Source organism: uncultured Tateyamaria sp., assembly GCF_947503415.1.
GTDB lineage: Bacteria > Pseudomonadota > Alphaproteobacteria > Rhodobacterales > Rhodobacteraceae > Tateyamaria.
The window spans coordinates 1,025,266-1,043,039 of record NZ_CANNDS010000002.1; the positions used below are offsets into that span (position 1 = coordinate 1,025,266).

At 62.9% G+C, this 17,774-nt stretch carries 12 protein-coding genes; 3 read left to right on the plus strand and 9 right to left on the minus strand.

Annotated elements, in window-relative coordinates; all coding sequences use genetic code 11:
• Positions 1-46: 46 nt before the first annotated feature.
• The 9 genes from Q1A32_RS16220 to Q1A32_RS16260 form a co-directional block, all read right to left on the minus strand.
• A complete protein-coding gene (locus tag Q1A32_RS16220; RefSeq protein WP_299655332.1) occupies positions 47-196 on the minus strand; it encodes a hypothetical protein in 150 nt (49 codons plus the stop codon).
• Between the two features lie 21 nt (positions 197-217).
• Positions 218-517, minus strand: coding sequence for a dihydrodipicolinate synthase family protein (locus Q1A32_RS16225; RefSeq protein WP_299655335.1), 300 nt, complete (start codon positions 515-517; stop codon positions 218-220).
• 138 nt (positions 518-655) lie between these two features.
• Positions 656-2,893, minus strand: coding sequence for a xanthine dehydrogenase family protein molybdopterin-binding subunit (locus tag Q1A32_RS16230; protein ID WP_299655337.1), 2,238 nt, complete (start codon positions 2,891-2,893; stop codon positions 656-658).
• Between the two features lie 2 nt (positions 2,894-2,895).
• Entirely contained in the window at positions 2,896-3,354 is a 459-nt protein-coding gene (locus Q1A32_RS16235) for a (2Fe-2S)-binding protein (protein ID WP_299655339.1), read from the minus strand.
• 104 nt (positions 3,355-3,458) lie between these two features.
• Positions 3,459-4,274: a hypothetical protein gene (locus tag Q1A32_RS16240; protein WP_299655341.1), complete on the minus strand. Its 816-nt coding sequence runs from the start codon at positions 4,272-4,274 to the stop codon at positions 3,459-3,461.
• 14 nt (positions 4,275-4,288) lie between these two features.
• Positions 4,289-5,401, minus strand: a complete 1,113-nt coding sequence (locus Q1A32_RS16245; protein ID WP_299655619.1) for an S-(hydroxymethyl)glutathione dehydrogenase/class III alcohol dehydrogenase — start codon at positions 5,399-5,401, stop codon at positions 4,289-4,291.
• A gap of 173 nt (positions 5,402-5,574) precedes the next feature.
• The gene (locus tag Q1A32_RS16250; protein WP_299655344.1) at positions 5,575-6,447 is read right to left on the minus strand and encodes an intradiol ring-cleavage dioxygenase; all 873 of its coding nucleotides are present in this window, start codon (positions 6,445-6,447) and stop codon (positions 5,575-5,577) included.
• Positions 6,444-8,210 (minus strand): FAD-dependent monooxygenase, encoded by a 1,767-nt coding sequence (locus Q1A32_RS16255; protein ID WP_299655347.1) that lies wholly within the window; start codon positions 8,208-8,210, stop codon positions 6,444-6,446. Before Q1A32_RS16255 ends, Q1A32_RS16250 begins: the two co-directional genes overlap by 4 nt.
• A 21-nt stretch (positions 8,211-8,231) precedes the next feature.
• Positions 8,232-9,287, minus strand: coding sequence for a maleylacetate reductase (locus Q1A32_RS16260; RefSeq protein ID WP_299655350.1), 1,056 nt, complete (start codon positions 9,285-9,287; stop codon positions 8,232-8,234).
• Positions 9,288-9,355: 68 nt separating this feature from the next.
• On the opposite strand from Q1A32_RS16260, the gene Q1A32_RS16265 reads away from it, so the two are divergent.
• From Q1A32_RS16265 to Q1A32_RS16275, 3 genes are all read left to right on the plus strand, one after another.
• Positions 9,356-10,306: a LysR family transcriptional regulator gene (locus Q1A32_RS16265; RefSeq protein WP_299611174.1), complete on the plus strand. Its 951-nt coding sequence runs from the start codon at positions 9,356-9,358 to the stop codon at positions 10,304-10,306.
• A 203-nt stretch (positions 10,307-10,509) separates the two neighbouring features.
• Positions 10,510-12,846: a FecR domain-containing protein gene (locus tag Q1A32_RS16270; RefSeq protein WP_299655353.1), complete on the plus strand. Its 2,337-nt coding sequence runs from the start codon at positions 10,510-10,512 to the stop codon at positions 12,844-12,846.
• Between the two features lie 40 nt (positions 12,847-12,886).
• Positions 12,887-17,728 (plus strand): PKD domain-containing protein, encoded by a 4,842-nt coding sequence (locus Q1A32_RS16275; protein WP_299655356.1) that lies wholly within the window; start codon positions 12,887-12,889, stop codon positions 17,726-17,728.
• Positions 17,729-17,774: the final 46 nt, after the last annotated feature.

The window sequence follows — 17,774 nt, forward strand, 5'->3', positions numbered from 1 at the left end:
TCGGGTTGGCTGCGAAGGCTTGACATTATTGGCCCGTCAGCAAGGCTCAGCCGTTGCGGCTGCGCCCCACGTGGTCGAGAAACTCTTTACTCATGTTTACGCCCATACGGCCCGGATAATTGTAAAGCATGATGGGCAGGTCTGCGGCCTTGTCGATGACGAGCGCCGCCAGCGCATTCTCCCGATCCGTCGGCATCGCATAGGGAGGCGTGGCAACCTACAGCGCGTCTGCGCCCATGGACTTGCCGCCCATGGCCAGGGCCATGCTGTCTGCGGGCAGCATCGCGCCGGTGCCCATAATGACGGGCACGCGGCCGTCCACCACCCTGATCGTTTCGCGGGCCGCGGCAAGTCGTTCTTCGACCGTCATGGCGTAGTTTTCACCCGTGGAGCCGCCTGAGATTACTCCGTGCACTCCAGCGGTGATCAGCCGCTCTAGACCGTCGCGCAAGGCACCGAACTCGGGCGAATAGTCAGCGTTGAACGGGGTCACAACGGGGGGTGTAGATCCCGTCAAAGACCATGCGTGGCGTCATGTGTGGACCTCCCTGCCCCTTGTTGGATGGCGGTTTAGCGGTCCGGTGCGCGGGTTAGGAACACAGAAACGGCATGGCGGGGTCGCATGGGGGCAAGTTTGTCCTGCCCCCAAAGTGGATCAGACGAAGTCGATGTGCCGGTTCATGGGCATCTTGCGGATGCGCTGGCCTGTAGCGGCAAAGATCGCGTTAGACAGGGCGGCAGCAGCAGGCGGAACCATGGGTTCACCCATGCCGCGCACCGTGTCGCCGTTTTCCAGTCCTTTGACAAAGATGTCAGGCGCTTGGGACAGGCGCATGCCTTCGAAATCGAAGTAGTTCCGCTGTTCGGCCATGCCGTCTGCGATCGTGATTTCGGAGTTCATCGCGTGACCCAACGCCCAAACGATGCCACCCTGCACCATGTTGTCGAAATTGACCGGGTCGATCACACGGCCCACTTCGACGGCGACCCAGACCTTGTCGATCCTGATGGCTCCGTTTTGGTTGGTCACCTCGACCACCTCGGCCGTCGGCACACCGAAGGACATGCAGAAGGCGACGCCGCGGCCCTTGTTGGGGCCCGGATCGCTACCCCAGTTGGACATCTCGGCCACCGCTTCCAGCGTCTTATGTGAGGGGTCGTGCCAACAGAGGCGCAGGCGTTCTTCCATCGGGTCGGCCCCGGCGGCGTGGATCAGCTCGTCCAGAAACACATCGTGGAAAAAGCCATTTGTGGAGGCCCCGACGGAGCGCCAGCTGGAAATTGGGGCCAGTTCCGGCGCGCGATACCCGGTGACGCGGTAGTTCGGGATCTGCATGGGCTGTTCCCACGCGCCCGCAACGATTTGCAGGTCGGGACCGGGAGTGGGCAAGCCCTGTCGACCCATTTGGCTGGCCACAACCGAGGGCATGGCGATGCCGAGATCATAGGCGTCAACCTTGCCGTCCTTTACGGCCCCGCGCCCGCGCGCCATGGCGATCTGGCGGGTGTCGTTCTGAATGGTGTCTTCCTCGCGGCTGTAGGTCAGCTTGACCGGCGTGCCCTTCATTTGCATCGCGATTTCAGTGGCTTCACGCACAACGCGGTCTTCAAGCCGGTGCCCAAAGCTGCCACCCATCATCAGCACGTGGACAAAAACCTGATCGGTGTCGAGGCCGGTGAGCTTGGCCACATTGGTCTGAACGAAGCGCGGGATTTGCGTGCCGGTCCAGACATCGACGCGGTCGTCGGTGACCTGTACGACAGCAGAGATCGGTTCGAGCGGCGCGTGGGCGAGGTAGGGCGCGCGGTATTCGGCGGTGATCGCCTCGGCCCCGTCAAGCGCAGCCTCTACATCGCCATCGTCGCGGAACTGGCTGTCCTGTTGGTCAGCGTTGAAGCTGTCGGAAAGCGCTTGCCAGTGCTCTGCCTGCTCTGACGGATAAGCCGCTGGTCCCCAGTCTACATCGATGGCGTTCACCGCCTGAATGGCGCGCCATGTGTTGTCAGCGACGGCGGCGACACCGTCCTTGACCTGAACGATGTCGATCACGCCGCGCATTTGCCGCGCGGCTTCGGCGTCAAAGCCGTTCATCATGCCGCGACACGGGCTGGTGCGGACGCTCGCGTGGACCATGCCGTCAATTTCGAAGTCGATGCCGTAGGCTTGGGTGCCGGTGGACTTAGCAACAATATCAACGCGCTCCATCTCTTTGCCCACAAGCCGCCAGGTGGAAGGATCGCGCAAAGTAACGTCGTTGACCGGGTCCATGGTTGCCGCTGTGGCGGCCAGTTCGGTGTAGGCGAGCGTGCCGCCGCCTGGCAGGATCACGGCCCCTTTTTCGGTTGTCAGATCGGCGATGTCTGCGCCGGTTTTCTTGGCTGCCGCGGCCTTGAGCGTTTCGCGCGCGACGGCCCCGGCGAGGCGCAGCTTTTCGAAGCTGTCAGGCACTGTGGTCGAGCCGCCGGTGATCTGCATGCCCAGAAACTTCATCATCGCGTCCATGATTCCGCGGGTCGAGTTGGCGGCAAAGCCGTCATCGGTAGAGCGGAAGGGTGCAGCTTCGGCACTCAGTGCCGTGTTGTAATAGGCGGGATCGGGCATGCCCGGATCGACGGTGACTTGATCCAGCTCCACGTCCAGTTCCTCGGCGATCAAGGCGGCCTGCACGTGATAGGCCCCCTGCCCGCTGTCGGCGCGTGGGGTGATCAGGGTGATGCCTGAATTGTCGATTTTGACGTAAGGCGTCAGCGCCGCCTCGCCCTCGTCCAGATCGGTCAGAAGCGGGTTCGCGGGGGGGCGTTTGTAGGCGTAGTAGCCAAAGGCGACGCCACCGACGACGGCGGCAGACCCAACGAGGAAGGTGCGGCGGGCGATTTTTCCGATGCGGCTCATCCTCACGCCTCCTGCAGCTTGGTTGCAGCGGTTTTGACCGCAGCGCGGATGCGGTTGTAGGTGCCGCAGCGGCAAAGGTTGCCGTTCATGGCAATGTCGATGTCGGTGTCCGTGGGCGCGGGGTTCTCGGCCAAAAGGGCTGCCGCCTGCATCATCTGGCCGGACTGGCAGTAGCCGCATTGGGCCACCTGATGGTCTACCCACGCCTGTTGCACGGCGTGCATGGCGTCAGGTGTTCCAAGACCCTCGATCGTCGTGACCTCGCCCCAGACATCCGCCGCCGCGGTCTGGCAGGACCGAACCGCTTCACCGTCGATATGCACGGTGCAGGCGCCACATTGGGCCACGCCGCAGCCGTATTTCACACCCTTGATGTTCAGTTCATCCCGCAGAACCCAAAGTAGGGGCATGTCGTCTTCGACATCCACCTCGTGTGCCGTGCCATTGACCGTGAGTTTCATCGCGCGCTCCTGAAATGGTCAGCTTTGATACGAAGATATGTCGGGGTCGTCTTTCCTAAAACCTGCGGATTGCGCCAATCGGATGGGAGATGACGCCAAGTCACTTAAGCGCGGGCATAGCGAACATAGGCAAAGCGTGCCCCGTCTGGCGACCAGTTGGGGACGTTGATGGACCCCTGCCCGCCATGGAATTCTGCGACGGTGCGGGGCGTGCCCCCGTCTTGTGGCATCAGTTTCAGCGCAACATCCTGGCCGCGCGGGTGGCCCTGCACGTCTTCGGGATAGGCCAAGTATAGCACGTGGTGCCCGTCCGGCGAAGGGTGCGGGAACCAGTTGACGGGGGCGTCGGCGGTCATCTGCTGCAGATCCGTGCCATCGGTGCGGATGCGCCAGAGGTCGGGCGTGCTGCCATGGTGGTCCGAGTTGAACCAGATCCATTGCCCGTCGGCGGAATAGTCGGGGCCGTCCTTGTGACCGGGGCCATGCGTGAGTTGGGTTTCGTCGCCGCCCGTGATCGGGATGGTGCAGATCTGGAAGAGGCCGTCGCGGCGGGCGGTGTAGGTGAGGGTTGCACCATCGGGCGACCAGCCGTGGAAATAGGAGGGTACCTGTGGCGTGATCCGCTGCGGTGTGCCGCCTGTGATGGGCAAGGTGTAGATGCAGGACGTGCCGCGCGCGGGGCTTTGGCTGACCACCAGGGTGATGCCGTCGGGTGAGATGCCGTGGTCGTTGTTGAGTGCGGTGAGATCGCCGGTGTCGATCCACGTGATCCCCTTGGTTTCAAGGTCAAAGCGGAAGACACGCCCCCCGCCGTTCATGAGCAGAAAGGTCCCGCAGGGGGACCAGTTGGAGGCCTCGATCAGGTCGGGGGTTTCATGAATGATCTGCTCGACGCCGGTGGCGACGTCGTGCAGGACCACGAAGCTGACTGGCGTCAAAACTCGACGACGGCGCGGATGGATTTGCCTTCGTGCATAAGGTCGAAGCCGTGGTTGATCTCGTCCAGGGTCAGCTTGTGGGTGATCATGGGGTCGATCTCGATCTTGCCGTCCATGTACCAGTCGACGATCTTCGGCACGTCAGTGCGGCCCTTGGCGCCGCCGAACGCCGTGCCGCGCCAGACGCGACCCGTGACCAGCTGGAACGGGCGGGTCGAGATCTCTGCGCCTGCGGGTGCCACGCCGATAATGATGCTCTCGCCCCAGCCCTTGTGGGCGGCTTCAAGGGCAGTACGCATGACGTCCACATTGCCGGTGGCATCGAAGGTGTAGTCGGCGCCACCTTGTGTTAATTCAACCAGATGAGCGACCATGTCGCCGTCAACCTTCGATGGATTGACAAAATCGGTCATTCCGAAGTGTTCGGCCATTTCGACCTTGCTGTCGTTCAGATCAACCCCGACGATCTGGTCGCAGCCCGCGAGCTTGAGGCCCTGAATGACGTTCAGACCGATGCCACCAAGGCCGAAAACGATGGCGCGGGAGCCAATCTCGACCTTGGCCGTGTTGATGACCGCGCCGATGCCGGTGGTGACGCCGCAGCCGATGTAGCAGATCTTGTCGAAGGGGGCGTCCTTGCGGACCTTTGCGAGTGCGATTTCGGGGACCACGGTGTGGTTGGCGAAGGTGGAGCAGCCCATGTAGTGGTGGATCGGGGTTCCGTCGAGCATGGAGAAGCGGGTGGAGCCGTCTGGCAGCAGGCCTTGGCCTTGGGTCGCGCGGACTTTTTGGCAGAGATTTGTCTTTGGATTCAAGCAGTACTCGCATTCACGGCATTCAGGCGTGTAGAGCGGGATAACGTGGTCGCCGACCTCAAGCGTCGTGACGCCCTCGCCCACTTCGATCACGACACCTGCGCCTTCATGGCCCAGAATGGCGGGGAAGATGCCTTCGGGGTCGGCGCCGGAGCGGGTGAACTCGTCGGTGTGGCACAGGCCCGTGGCCTTGATCTCGACCAGAACTTCGCCGGCGCGGGGGCCGTCGAGGTTTACCTCCATGATTTCAAGGGGTTTGCCAGCTTCGACGGCGACGGCGGCGCGGGTTCTCATCATGGTCTGTCCTCACATTGGTGTTGGCGGCATGTGAGACTGCGATGGGTGGCTCTGTCAAATGGAAAGGGCCGAAACTGGTGACAGATCGGCCCTTCGGGGCAGGATTTTTCTAGAACAGAGACTGTTTGACCGGCGTCCTGCCTGTGTTGTTCGGCGAAGTTGGGATGTGGTCAGGCGCGGGCCAGAACAAAGTCATGCACCACTTCATAGTAAGGGCCGTCCATGCCAGCCTCTGCGATCTTGTCGGGGTCTTCGATCAGGTCGAACTTGGCCATGAGGCTTTCCTTGACCCCGAAGACCGCATCGGAGTGGATGTATTCGTCATCCGGGTCAAAGATGTGGGTCGTGAGTGTTTCATACCCGTCCGCCTCAAGAATGTAGTGCAGGTGCGCGGGCCGCCAGCAGTGTCGCCCAAGCGCATTCATCAACTGGCCCACGGGTCCGTCTTCGGGGATGGGGTAGTTTTTGGGCTTCACGCCGCGGAAATAATAAGCGCCGTCGCCGCCCGTGCGGAACACGCCGCGCAGGTTAAAGTCGGGCTGGATGCCCTTTTGCTGGACGTCGTAGTACCCTTCATCATTGGCCTGCCAGACGTCGATCTTGACCTGATCGATGGGATTACCGTCGGTGTCCAGAATGCGCCCCTTGATCAGCATCGGATCGCCCTTGCCATCAAGGCAGATGTTGGACCCCATGGGCAGTTCAGGCGCGTCGGGCAGATGGAAGGGGCCGAGGACGGTGGATTCCGAAGCGCCCGTTGGTTTGCGGTTGTTGATCGCATCGACCAGCATCGAGACCCCCAGCACGTCCGACAGCAGGATGAACTCCTGCCGCCAATCGGTGCAGGTGTGCCCCGTCTTGGTCAGGAACATGATCGTGTCAAACCATTCCTGCTGGGTCGGCTCGATCTCTTTTATGCAGGCGTGCATGTGGCGCACGATGGCCTCGACACACTGTTCGAGCCGGGCGTTGTCCGTCTTGCTGCGGGCGGCGACAACCTGGGCGGAGTTTTCTTCGGTGAAGTATCCTTCGTGAATGGTCATGTGGCGGTGTCCTGTTTGGCGAGGATATGCGTGAGAACGCGTTTGAGTTCGGTTTTGGGATCGTCAGAGCCGCCTTCGGCGCGCCATGCGACGTGGTGGTCGGGGCGCACGAGGACGCAGCCCGCTTCGCCCACTTCGCGGGCGCGGGCCCAGTCGCCGGTGTGATCGACAAGCGACTGGCGCGGGCCAATGACGTGGGTGGCGAGTTGGATGCCAAGGTCGGCGGCGACCTCGGCGGCGGCGTCTGCCCATGCCCGACCATTGAGGCCCGTGAGCAGGGCAAAGCCGCCTTTGGTCAGGTCGAGCGTGGAGTGTTTGGCGCCGTGGGCGTCATAGAGCCAAACATGGGGCAGCCGCGCGCCGGGCCACGTGGTGGGCTGGTAGTGCAGTTCGTGATCCAGATCGAAGGCCGGTTCCATCTGCCCGTCCGTCACCACCGCGTCTGACCGGTAGCGTTGGTTCATCTCGACCCCGTGGGCGTCAAATTCGTACTTCTTGAATGCAATCGCCTCGCGCAAGGCTGTCCGCTGGGCTTCGGCGTCGGGCGTGCTGTCGCAGCGTTTGTCCATGTTGGCCTGCATCACGTCCGGGTCGGTGTGCCCAATCAGGCCCAAGGCTTCGAAGATGGGGCCGAATTCGCCGATGGACTGGTTGGCGCGGGTGACGATCTGTTTTGCCACGGGCGCGCGTTCGGTGTTGTAGCTGTCCAGCAGCCCCTCGCCCGCCTGCCCCTTGAGCACGGCGGCGAGTTTCCAGCTGAGGTTGAAGGCGTCCTGAATGGACGTGTTCGACCCCAGCCCGTTCGAGGGTGGGTGCCGGTGGGCGGCATCACCCATGATGAAGACGCGCCCCTTGGAAAGTTGCGTTGCGTAGGCGTCGTTCACCGTCCAGTAGCTGATGCCCTGCATGTCGATCTCAAGCTCGGGGTCGCCCACGAGGTCGCGGATGATTTTCTTGGCTTGCGTCTCGTTGAGTTCGGGCCGTTCGCCTTCGATGTCGTAGCCCCAGATGGCAAGCCATTCGTTCCAAGGGCGGACCATGCGCACCACGCCCATGCCGATGCCGCCCACGTTCGAGCCGGGCTGCATCACCCAGTAGAGCACGGAAGGCCGGTGGGCGACGTGTTGGCTGAGGTCGGCCTTGAAAAGCAGGTTGATGGAGCCTGCGACGCCCATCTTGCCCTCGATCGGCAGGCCCGTGTTTTCGGTGACGCGTGAGTTCCCACCATCGGCGCCGATCAGGTATTTGGAGCGGACTGTGAAGGTCTTGCTCGTGAGCCGGTCGAGCAGTGTGGTTGTGACCCCGTCGCCGTCTGCTTCATGGCTTTGGTATTCGCAGGACATGCGTGCCTGGGTGCCGCGCGAACAGGCCGTTTTGAACAGCAGCGGTTCCATGAAGGTTTGCGGCAGGTCGTTCATTTTGCTGGGCGAGCTGAGGTCGTGTTCGGCGCGGCTGAGGGGATGTGTGCCCCATGTCTGGATGCGCCCCAGTTCCTCGCCCGTGAGGCTTTCACAGAACACGTTGGACCCCATAAGATCCTGTTCGGTGGCATGCATATAGGCTTCGTCCTCGACCTCGGGACCGAGGTCGCGCAACACCTCCATCGTGCGTTGGTTGGTGATGTGGGCGCGGGGGGAATTGGCGAGCCAGCGGTAGCGGTTCACCACCATGTTTTCGATCCCGTAGGTCGACAGAAGGGCCGCTGTGGCGGACCCGGCGGGGCCTGTTCCGATGATCAGGACGTCTGTTGTGATGTCGGCCATGTGTTCCTCCCAGAATGGCGTTTAGGTGGGTGCGGTGCCGGTCCAGGCGGCTTGCAGCAAGTGGCGGATCCCGTCGCGCGTGATGGGCGCGGGGTTGGGGTAAGGCTTTTGCGTGGCGAGATCGGCGGCGTGGTCGAGTTGCGCTTCGGTGACGCCGAGGTCCTGGAGCGCCAGCGGGGCGTTCATTTTGGTGGCAAAAGCGTGCAGGGATAGGCCGGGGGCGGTGCCGCCGAAGATATCCGTGACGGGTTTCAGGTGGTCCGGGACCGCCCGTGCATTGTAGTGGATCGCGTGCGGCAGGATGATCGCGTGGGTGTCGGCGTGAGGTAGGTTGAGGCTGCCGCCGAGCGTGTGGCAGAGCTTATGATGCAGCGCCATGCCGACCTGGCCCAGCACCGCGCCGCAGGCGTAGGCACCGCGCAGGGTTTTTTCGCGGGCCTCTGCGTCGGTCGGGTTTTGCAGGACCGCTGGGAGGCCATCTGCGAAGTGCTGCATGCCTTCTAGGGCCAGCGCGTCGCTGTGGTCGGTGCGGTTTTGGGCATAGAGGGCTTCGGCGGCGTGGGCGATGGCGTTGAGGGCCGATGTGACGGTCATGGCCGTTGGCAGTGAAGTCACAAGCTCGGGGTCGTAGAGGATGACCTCGGGCTGGACGCGTTCATCTGTGAGTGTGTTTTTGACGCCATTTTCAGTTTGGCCGAGGATGGGGGTCGCTTCGGAACCTGCGTAGGTGGTGGGGATCACGATTTGGGGTACACCCGTGCGCAAGGCGATGGCTTTGCCGAGGCCCGTGGTTGAACCGCCGCCGATGGCGATGATGCAGTCGGCGTTGACGTCGCGCAGGTGAGCGACTGCCTCGTCCGTAACGGACACAGGCGTATGCATGGTGGCGCGGGCGAAGATGCCTGCGGCTTTGTCACCGAGGGTTTCGGCGATGGCCATGGCGCTGTCGCATTGTTGCGGGGTCGACAGGACAAGGGCGTGCTGGCAGCCAAGCCGTGCGACCTCTTCGGCCACCATGTGGCGCAGGCCTGAGCCGAAGAGGACGCGGGGGGAGGAGGGAGAGGGTTTGGTCAGCATGAGGGAAGGCTAACCCGCTGCAAGGATCATGTTGATACGAATTGCGAGGCATAATATAACCTGATGCTATGCAATTGGATCCAAATCACCTCGTTATGCTCGCCTCTGTCGTGGATGAAGGCGGGTTGACCCCCGGTGCACATGCGCTGGGGAAGTCGCAACCGTCGCTGTCACGGACCCTGGCCGCGCTAGAAGCGCGGTTGGGGCAACCACTGTTCGAGAAGGGGCGCAGGCCGCTGGTGCCGACGGAGCTTGGCGCGGCGCTGGCGGCGCAGGGGCGCGTCATCCGGCAGGCGAGTGGCGAGGCGTCGACCCAAGCCGACCTATATATTGGGGGCAAGACCGGCGCCGTCCGCGTGGCCGGGACTCCGGTGTTCATGGATGCGGTGATTGCCACGATGATCGCGGGCTTTCAGCAGGCGCACCCGAATGTGCGCATCGACCAAAGCTATGGTTATGCCGAGACGCTGATCCGGGATGTGGACAGCGGGTCGCTGGATTTGGCGATCTGCCCGCTGCCGCCAGGCGAGTTACCAGACCGCGTGGCGTTTGAGGAAATCCTGCAGGGGCGCAACGTGATTGCCTGCAGGATGGGACATCCGCTGGCGCGCAAACGGGCGCTGAAGTTGGAGGACATTGCCCACTATCCGTGGATTGCACCGCCCACGAACAGCCCGCTCTATCAGGACCTGCGTGCGATCCTGCAGGAGATTGAGGTGGAGGACGTGAAGGTCAGCTTTTCGGGCGGTTCCATCAGTGCGGTGCGCACCGTACTGGAAGGGTCCGACAGCCTGACCATCCTGCCCTATTCTGTGCTGTTCATGATGCGCCAGCAAAAGGCGCTGACGGCGCTGGATATCCGCATCCATCATGTGCCCCGCAACCTCGGGATTATCAGCCCCGCCGACCGGCCCGAGCGCCCCGCCGTGCGCCGCTTTCATCGCCATATCGCGACCGAGTTCAAAACGCTGGCCCATTCGATCTCCCACGCCCAGCAAAATTCGCTTTGGCGGGCATAAGGTGCGCCGACACGCCTGACGCGCATCCGATCCATCGCCTTTGATTGCACACCAGTGCCGGAGCGCAGGCCGCATTGCGGTCGAGTGATTTATCAAGCCCGCGCCGGAAAGGGCAAATAGGGGGTTGCCTCGATACAACCATGACGGGACACTGACACGTTCAAAGAGAACGCATTTGGTATCGCCGTCCTGGGGGAATTGGTTTGGGTGTCTTGCAATTTGAGCGGATGGCGCGACGGTGCCTGACAGCCGCGGTGTGTGCGGCTGCCAGCGCACTGTCGGCCGTGGCGCAAGACCGCAGCGACCTGAATGCACCGCTTGAGACCGTTGTGTTCACAGCCAGCGATACCTTGCGCGGGGTTGTGGCGGAACACCTTAACGACCCGGATCTCTGGCCCTATATCCTTGAGTTGAACGCAATCAGGTCGCCTGCATCGGTCGTGCCGGGGACCGCGTTGCGGATGCCGGTCAAACAAGTTCGCGCAGCCGATGCCGCGCTGGCCGAAAGCCTTGCCGCCATCCAGCGCGCGAATGCGGAAGGGGCACAGGTCTTTGCCCCCGAGCAGATCGGTGCCGCCATCGAGAACCGCGAAACTGCCGTGGAGCGCCGCGACGTCGGAGCGTGGGTAGAGGTGGTGGACTTTTCCGACATCGCCACCGTGTTGGCCGTCGAAGCACTGGAGATTTCCATCGCCCAACGCGATCGGTCTGCAGAAGCCATCGTGTCCGACGTGCACGGCAACGTAGAAGGCCGCGCGCCACAAGACCCGGGCTGGAGTGGTCGGGGATTGAGCGATGTGCTTGTCGAATTCGAGCGTGTTCGCACCCTGTCTGAAAGCACCACGCAGGTCACCTTTCGCGATCTGAGCCGTCTGCGTTTGAATGCCAATTCGAACGCCACGATCCAGCGGATGCGATCGGATCCTTTGACAGGGGAGGAGGTGACCCGTGTGTCGCTGGTGGAAGGGGATTTCTACGCTCTGCTGAACCCACTGTCGGATAAGTCCGCCTTTGAGGTCGATGTACCGGGGATCGAAACCAAAACCAATTCCACCGATTTCTGGGTCCGGACCGATGCCAACGGCGCGCGTTTCGTGAACTTTGACGCGCCCGGTCTGCGTATCACTGATGGGGATCAGACCATCGAAGTGGGCCAGAATGAGGGCCTGGTTGTTGGTCCGCGCGGTGCGGAACAAGCGAACGTGCTGGAGGCTGTTCAACTCACAGCGCCAGCGCGGGATGCGATACTCTATGACGGGTTTGCGCCCTTGGGTTGGGCCCCGTTCGAGGGGGCCGAAGCCTATTGGATCGAAGTTGCTCTGGACCCTGGTTTCAATCAGATGAAGGTGTCGCAATGGGGGGTGCGGGGCACCGCCTTTGACACTGTCCCCCTGCCCCCGCGTCGCTATCACTGGCGGGTGGCGGCCCTTGATCGTCTCGGGCTGCCGGGACAGTGGAGCAGGTCACGGTCCTTTACCCTGCGCGAGGATACGAACCCACCCTTTCTGACCCTGTTGTCGCCTTCTGACGGAGCGATCGTGGGGCAGTCCGGTGTCGAGGTCTTTGGCGCATCTGAGCCCAATGCCGATGTGACCTTGAACGACGATCCCGTGCCTCTTGGGACCGACGGCAGCTTTGTCCTTGAGGCCGGGTTGCGGCCCGGAACCAATGTGCTGACCCTGCGCGCAGTGGACCCTGCGGGCAATGAAAGTGTGACCGAGCAATCGGTGATCTATCGCCCGGACGCGCAGGTGCGGATTGGCTTTGCCCCTGATCTGCCGCGGGTCGGTGATGCCTTGGCCACGCGGTCTGCCAATCTGTCGGTCGTTGCCATGTCCAATGCCGCCGAGGGGGCCGATGTTCAGGTACGATCAGGCGACGCGGTGGTGGTGCGGAGCCGTGTCGAGACCAACGGTGCCATCCGCTTTTCAGTGCCTGCCGGGGATGCGCCGACCGACTACACGTTGGTGGTTCTGGGGCCAACGGGTCGGATCGAGGGACGTGCCGCGTTTCAAGTGGTGCGCGATCAGGTGCCGCCGAATGTGATGCTGGATGCCCCCTTGCCCCGTGCGACAGATATGGCAGTGGCGACCGTCGCCGGTATTGCGATTGACGCTGTGAAAGTGACCCTGAACGGCGCACCTGTGCCTTTGGCGGGGGGCCGATTTGCCGTTGAGGTTCCATTGTCGCCGGGTCTGAACGCTTTTGATCTGGTCGCTGTTGACGCTGTCGGCAATGTGCATGCCGCAAGGTTACAGACCCTTTACGATGTTGAGCCGCCCGATGTGCTGTCAGTGGAACTGATCCGCCCGAACGGTCTTGGTGGCCCTATTGAACTGGTTGTTGTCGCCTCTGATGTCAGCGGGTTGCGTCAGGCGGCCCCGTATCTGCTGCAAGTTGGCGAGGTCGAACGCGAGGGGTTTCTGCGCTGTGATGCGGAGACCGGCATCTGCCGGGCGTCCCTGCCTGCGGAGCCGGGGGACCTGCGCCTGATCGAGGTGGCGATCGAGGATTATGTCGGAAACGTTGTGTTCCGGTGATGGGGACGCGGTGTGCCGCGCCCGAGGAGGATCTGGGAAGATGTTGTACGCCCTGAAGTTTTTGAGTGTGGTCCTTGCCCTGTGCGCGGTTGTGCCTGCCTTTGCCCAGCCGGCGAATGAGGGCTTGATCGTGGTCTACGGCGTCGCGGCCCCGACGCGCGAAGGGGATACGGACCGACGTGAACAAATCTTTTTCTCTGTTCCGGCGGAGATGGATGGGCGCTTGTTTGTGCGGTTGTGGGATCCTGAGACCTTTGGGGCCGATGATTTCACCTATGGCGGCCCCGGCGATGCGGTGACGACCTTCCGTGTGTTCGGCGGGGATGGTGCGTTCTCGGACGCAGACCGACCGGTGATGGTTGAGGATGGCGCGCGGCCCGATCCGGCGCGCCCTGTGTTCCCGGTGACCGGGCCCGGACGTGTGCTGGTCGAGGCGGCCTATGACAACGATCGCACAACCAATGGTCGGTGGGTGACCCTCGGCGCTGTGCGTCCGCAGCAAGGTGAACGCGTCGGTGACCGTGTGTATTTCCGTCTGGATGTCGAGGCCACGAGTGGCAATGACGGGAACGGGTTTTCGATAAACATCAGCCGCGCGCGGGACCGCGACCGTGCGCCCGAGGGGTTGGAGGTTTTTGCCTATCAACCCACCATTCGCTGGACCACTGCCGGAACCGCGACCCGGGTGCCTTTTGCGGGGACGGAAGGCCCTTATACGGTGCAGAGCTTTGATGGAGGCAATGCGGACGTTGCTGTTGTGACCGATTATGCCGATCTGCCGGTGCGCGTGTCGGGGCAGGACCGTTGGGCCGTGGATCAGGTGAACACCCCGGACCGGGTGCTGGCGCTGAGTGTGAACGGCGGGTTCGAGACGCCCAACGATATGACGGTGGCTGTGTTTGATGGGGCGGGTGCGCCGATGCCCTTGCAGATGCCGCCGCGTAGAACGCTTGATCCCGCACGCCCCACGGCCATCGGCACAGCGCGGCCTTTGGCGAATTGTACCTCTGTCGCCTTTGATGCCACCGCATCGCAGGGCCGTGCCCCGCTGTCCTATTTCTGGGAGTTTGGCGATGGGAATGTGTCAGAAGCGCCGGTGATTGCGCATGCCTATGCTTTGCCGGGGCGCTACAACGCCGTTCTGCGTGTTTTGGAACCCGGAGGCCGTGCCGGGGCCGGGTCGGAAGTGATCGTGCCCGTGCATGTGCGCCGCGCGCCTGTCGCCAAGCCGGGAGCGCCGATTGTGGTGGCACCGGATGAGGTGATCAGCTTTGACGGCACAGGGTCGGAGCCGTCTGACAGCCCGATCACGCGGTATCTTTGGACCTTTGATGACGGGGAACAGGTTGCTGGGCCGTTGGCTGAGAAATCCTATGCCCAGCCGGGGCTGTACCGCGTTGTTCTGCGGGTTGAGGACGACAGCGCGCATCCTTGTGACTTTGGCGTCGCAACCCGCGATGTGGTGGTGAACTTTGCGCCGGTGCCCGAGGCGGGAACGGACCAGACGGCGGAGGTGGGGCAGATCGTCTCTCTGGACGCGTCCGCGAGCTATGATGTGGACGGGGCCGTGGCGGGCTATGCCTGGGATATGGGCGACGGCACCGTGCTGGAGGGGGCGGCTGTACAGCACTCTTATGCTGCGCCGGGTCGGTATACCGTTGCCTTGACCGTGACGGATGACAGCGGTGTCTCCAATGGCGCGACAGTCGATACGCTGGTCATTGATGTGAATGCGTCGCCCGAACCTGCTATTGTGATCCCGGAGCGGCCCGTGTCCGTCAGTGAGGCCGCGCAACTGGATGGCAGCGGCAGTGTGGACGCGGACGGGGTGATCCTGTCCTACCTGTGGGACTTTGGCGATGGGGCCATGGGCGAAGGCCAGACCGTCAGCTATGCGTGGACCGCGCCAGGCGTCTATACCGTGGCGCTGACCGTGACCGACAACAGCGGCACACGGTCCGCCACGCAGCGAACCGAGACGCAGATTGTCGTCGATGCCGCCCCGGTGGCCGAGGCGGGGCCGGATCAGTTTGTGACCATTTCGGATGTGCAGTTTGATGGCACCGGGTCTGTAGATGTGGATGGCACGGTGTCCGCCTATGAGTGGGACTTTGGCGATGGGGCGACGGCATCAGGCCCGCGCCCGGTGCATGCCTATGCCCGCCCCGGTGTCTATGAAGTGGCGCTGGTTGTGCGCGATGCGAGCGGCGCGCCGCTAAACACCGACCGCGATACAATGCGCGTGACAGTGAATGCCGCCCCAATTGCCGATGCAGGCCCGCCACTGGTGGTGGCCCCGGATGAGGAGTTCGTGCTGAGCGCGCGTGCGTCCGTTGATCCCGACGGGGCGATCGGGACGTATGAATGGTCCCTGCCCGATGGAATGACGGCGGAGCAAGAGCGCGTGAGTTACCGGATCGGCACGCCCGGCATCTACCGGATCGGGCTGCGGGTGGAGGACAATTTCAGCGGTGGTGTGGCCGAGGATTTTGACGAGACCACGATCACCGTGAACGCGCAGCCTGTGGCGGAAGCAGGTGCCGATCTGATTGTGGCCCCCGGTGATCCAGTGGTGCTGGACGCCGGTGCGAGTTTTGATCCCGATGGGGCGATTGCAACCTATCGATGGGAATTCGACGATGGGTTTGCACCGCAGGACACGCGGCAAGTCAAGCGCAGCTATGACACTCCCGGCACATGGACCGCGCAGCTTGTGGTGGCGGATGATGCAGGCGTTTCCAATTCGACCGCATCGGACACCCTGACCGTACGTGTAAATGCAGCCCCAGTGGCCGAAGCGGGCCCGGATATCGAGACGGATGTATTGCACGTGCTGTTGGATGCGTCGGGGTCTGCCGACGCGGATGGCGATCCGCTGGTGTACAGGTGGGATTTTGGCGATGGGTCAGCGCCCCGAACCGGGCAAACCATCACCCATGTATATCCCCGGTCGGGCACCTTTCCCGTCACCTTGCGCGTGGATGATGGCACGGGTGTATCGAATGCCAGTGCGATTGATGCCACCACTGTCGTCGTAAACGCCCGACCCTTCGCCAATGCTGGGGGCAACCGTGATGTGTGTTCCGGCGCGCCGATCCTGTTTGATGCCTCTAACAGTTTGGACCCCGATGGCGGCTTGCTGAAGTACGCTTGGGACTTCGGCGATGGCACCATGTCTGACCTGATCAACCCGACCAAGAGCTATGAGGTGCCGGGGGCCTATACCGTGACCTTGCGCGTGCGCAACGGCAAGGGCACCGAATGGGGCAGTGACGTGGACCGCATCGCGGTGCTGGTCCGCGAAGGACCGATTGCGGATGCGGGTGGCGATCTGACCGTCTACGCCAATCAGCCTGTGCGCTTTGACGGGTCGGGATCGACCGACCGGGATGGCGCGGTGGATGCCTTCAGCTGGACCATGGGTGATGGTGGCACGGCGAGCGGGGAGCGGCCGGAGTATCGGTACAAGACCCCCGGCACTTATGTGGTGACGCTGACCATTCAGGGCGAAGCGGTTGCGAATTGTTCGGCCCTCGATGTGGATACGGTCACCGTGACCGTGCTGCCTGCCCCTGCCCTGACCATTGCGGCAGGCGACCGTGCTGCAGCAGGATTGCCGACGGAGTTCGTGGCCGAGGTGGATGGGTTGGGCGATGCGTCTGTGACGTCTTTTTCCTGGGCGTTTTCCGATGGCGGGACCGCGACGGGTGAGGCTGTGTCTCACGTTTTTGCCGAGCCGGGAGACGTATTTGTCACGCTGACAGCAGGGTTGCAGGGGTTGGAATCCGGTCTGGATCAGTTGGAAACGCGCCGGAAGATCATCGTGAATGCCGCCCCGGTAGCGGTATTTGATGCGCCTGCCAGCGTGGCCGTCGGCGAGGCGGTGGTGTTTGACGCCTCTGGATCGTCCGATCCTGATGGGGCGGTGACCGGTTTCGCCTGGGACTTTGGCGATGGGGGGGCTGCGACGGGCGTGGCAGCCGCGCATGTTTTTGCCAAGGCTGGGACCTTTACCGTGGCATTGACCGTGACCGATGATGCTGGGGTGGGCAATTCCAGTGTCCTGTCTGAACGGGTCGTTATCGTGAACCCTGCCCCATCTGTAGGTTTGTCAGTTGCGGGGCAAATCTGTCCGGCAGTGCCGGTGGAGTGGGCGGTGAATGTACCCGATGGGACGGACGTGGCATGGCGGTTTGGGGATGATGTCTCGGCATCCGGCGCATCTGTTTCGCACAGCTTTGACGCGCCCGGCCTCTATCCGGTCACCGTGTCCTTGGATGGCGGCAAGGGGCTTTTGAACTCAGTTCGGACAGAAGAGGTCTATGCCCGTGTGAATGCCGCACCGACGGCCATGGCGGGGCCGGATCAGGTGCTAAGCCGAGGTGATGAGGCGGTGTTCAGCGCGGCCGGATCCGGTGATTTTGACGGGACAGTGACCCGCTATGTCTGGGCTTTCAGCGATGGCATTGAGCTGGAGGGGATGGAGGTAACGCGCAGGTTTGAGGCCAGTGGCCCGGTGGACGTGGTGCTGACCGTGCAGGACGACAGTGGATCGAGTTGCGATACCGGGCAGGACAGTCTGGCTGTTCTGGTGAACACGCCGCCCACGGTCGATGCGGGACCAGATCGGACGACGCCCGTGGGTGCGGCGCATGATGTGCTGGTATTTGATGCCTCCACCGCCGGTGATGCGGATGGGCACGGGGTGGCGATTGCGTGGGACTTTGGGGACGGGGCAACGGCCACGGGTGCCATTGTGCGCCATGCCTATTCAGCGCCGGGCACTTACACCGTGACGGTGACAGCGCGCGACAGCACAGGCCTGCCCAGCGGTGTCAGCACCGACACCGCGACCGTCACAGCCACCGCCCGCAGCAACTAAGGGTTGAAAACCGTCATATCCAGACGGTGCCGAATGAGGTAATCTG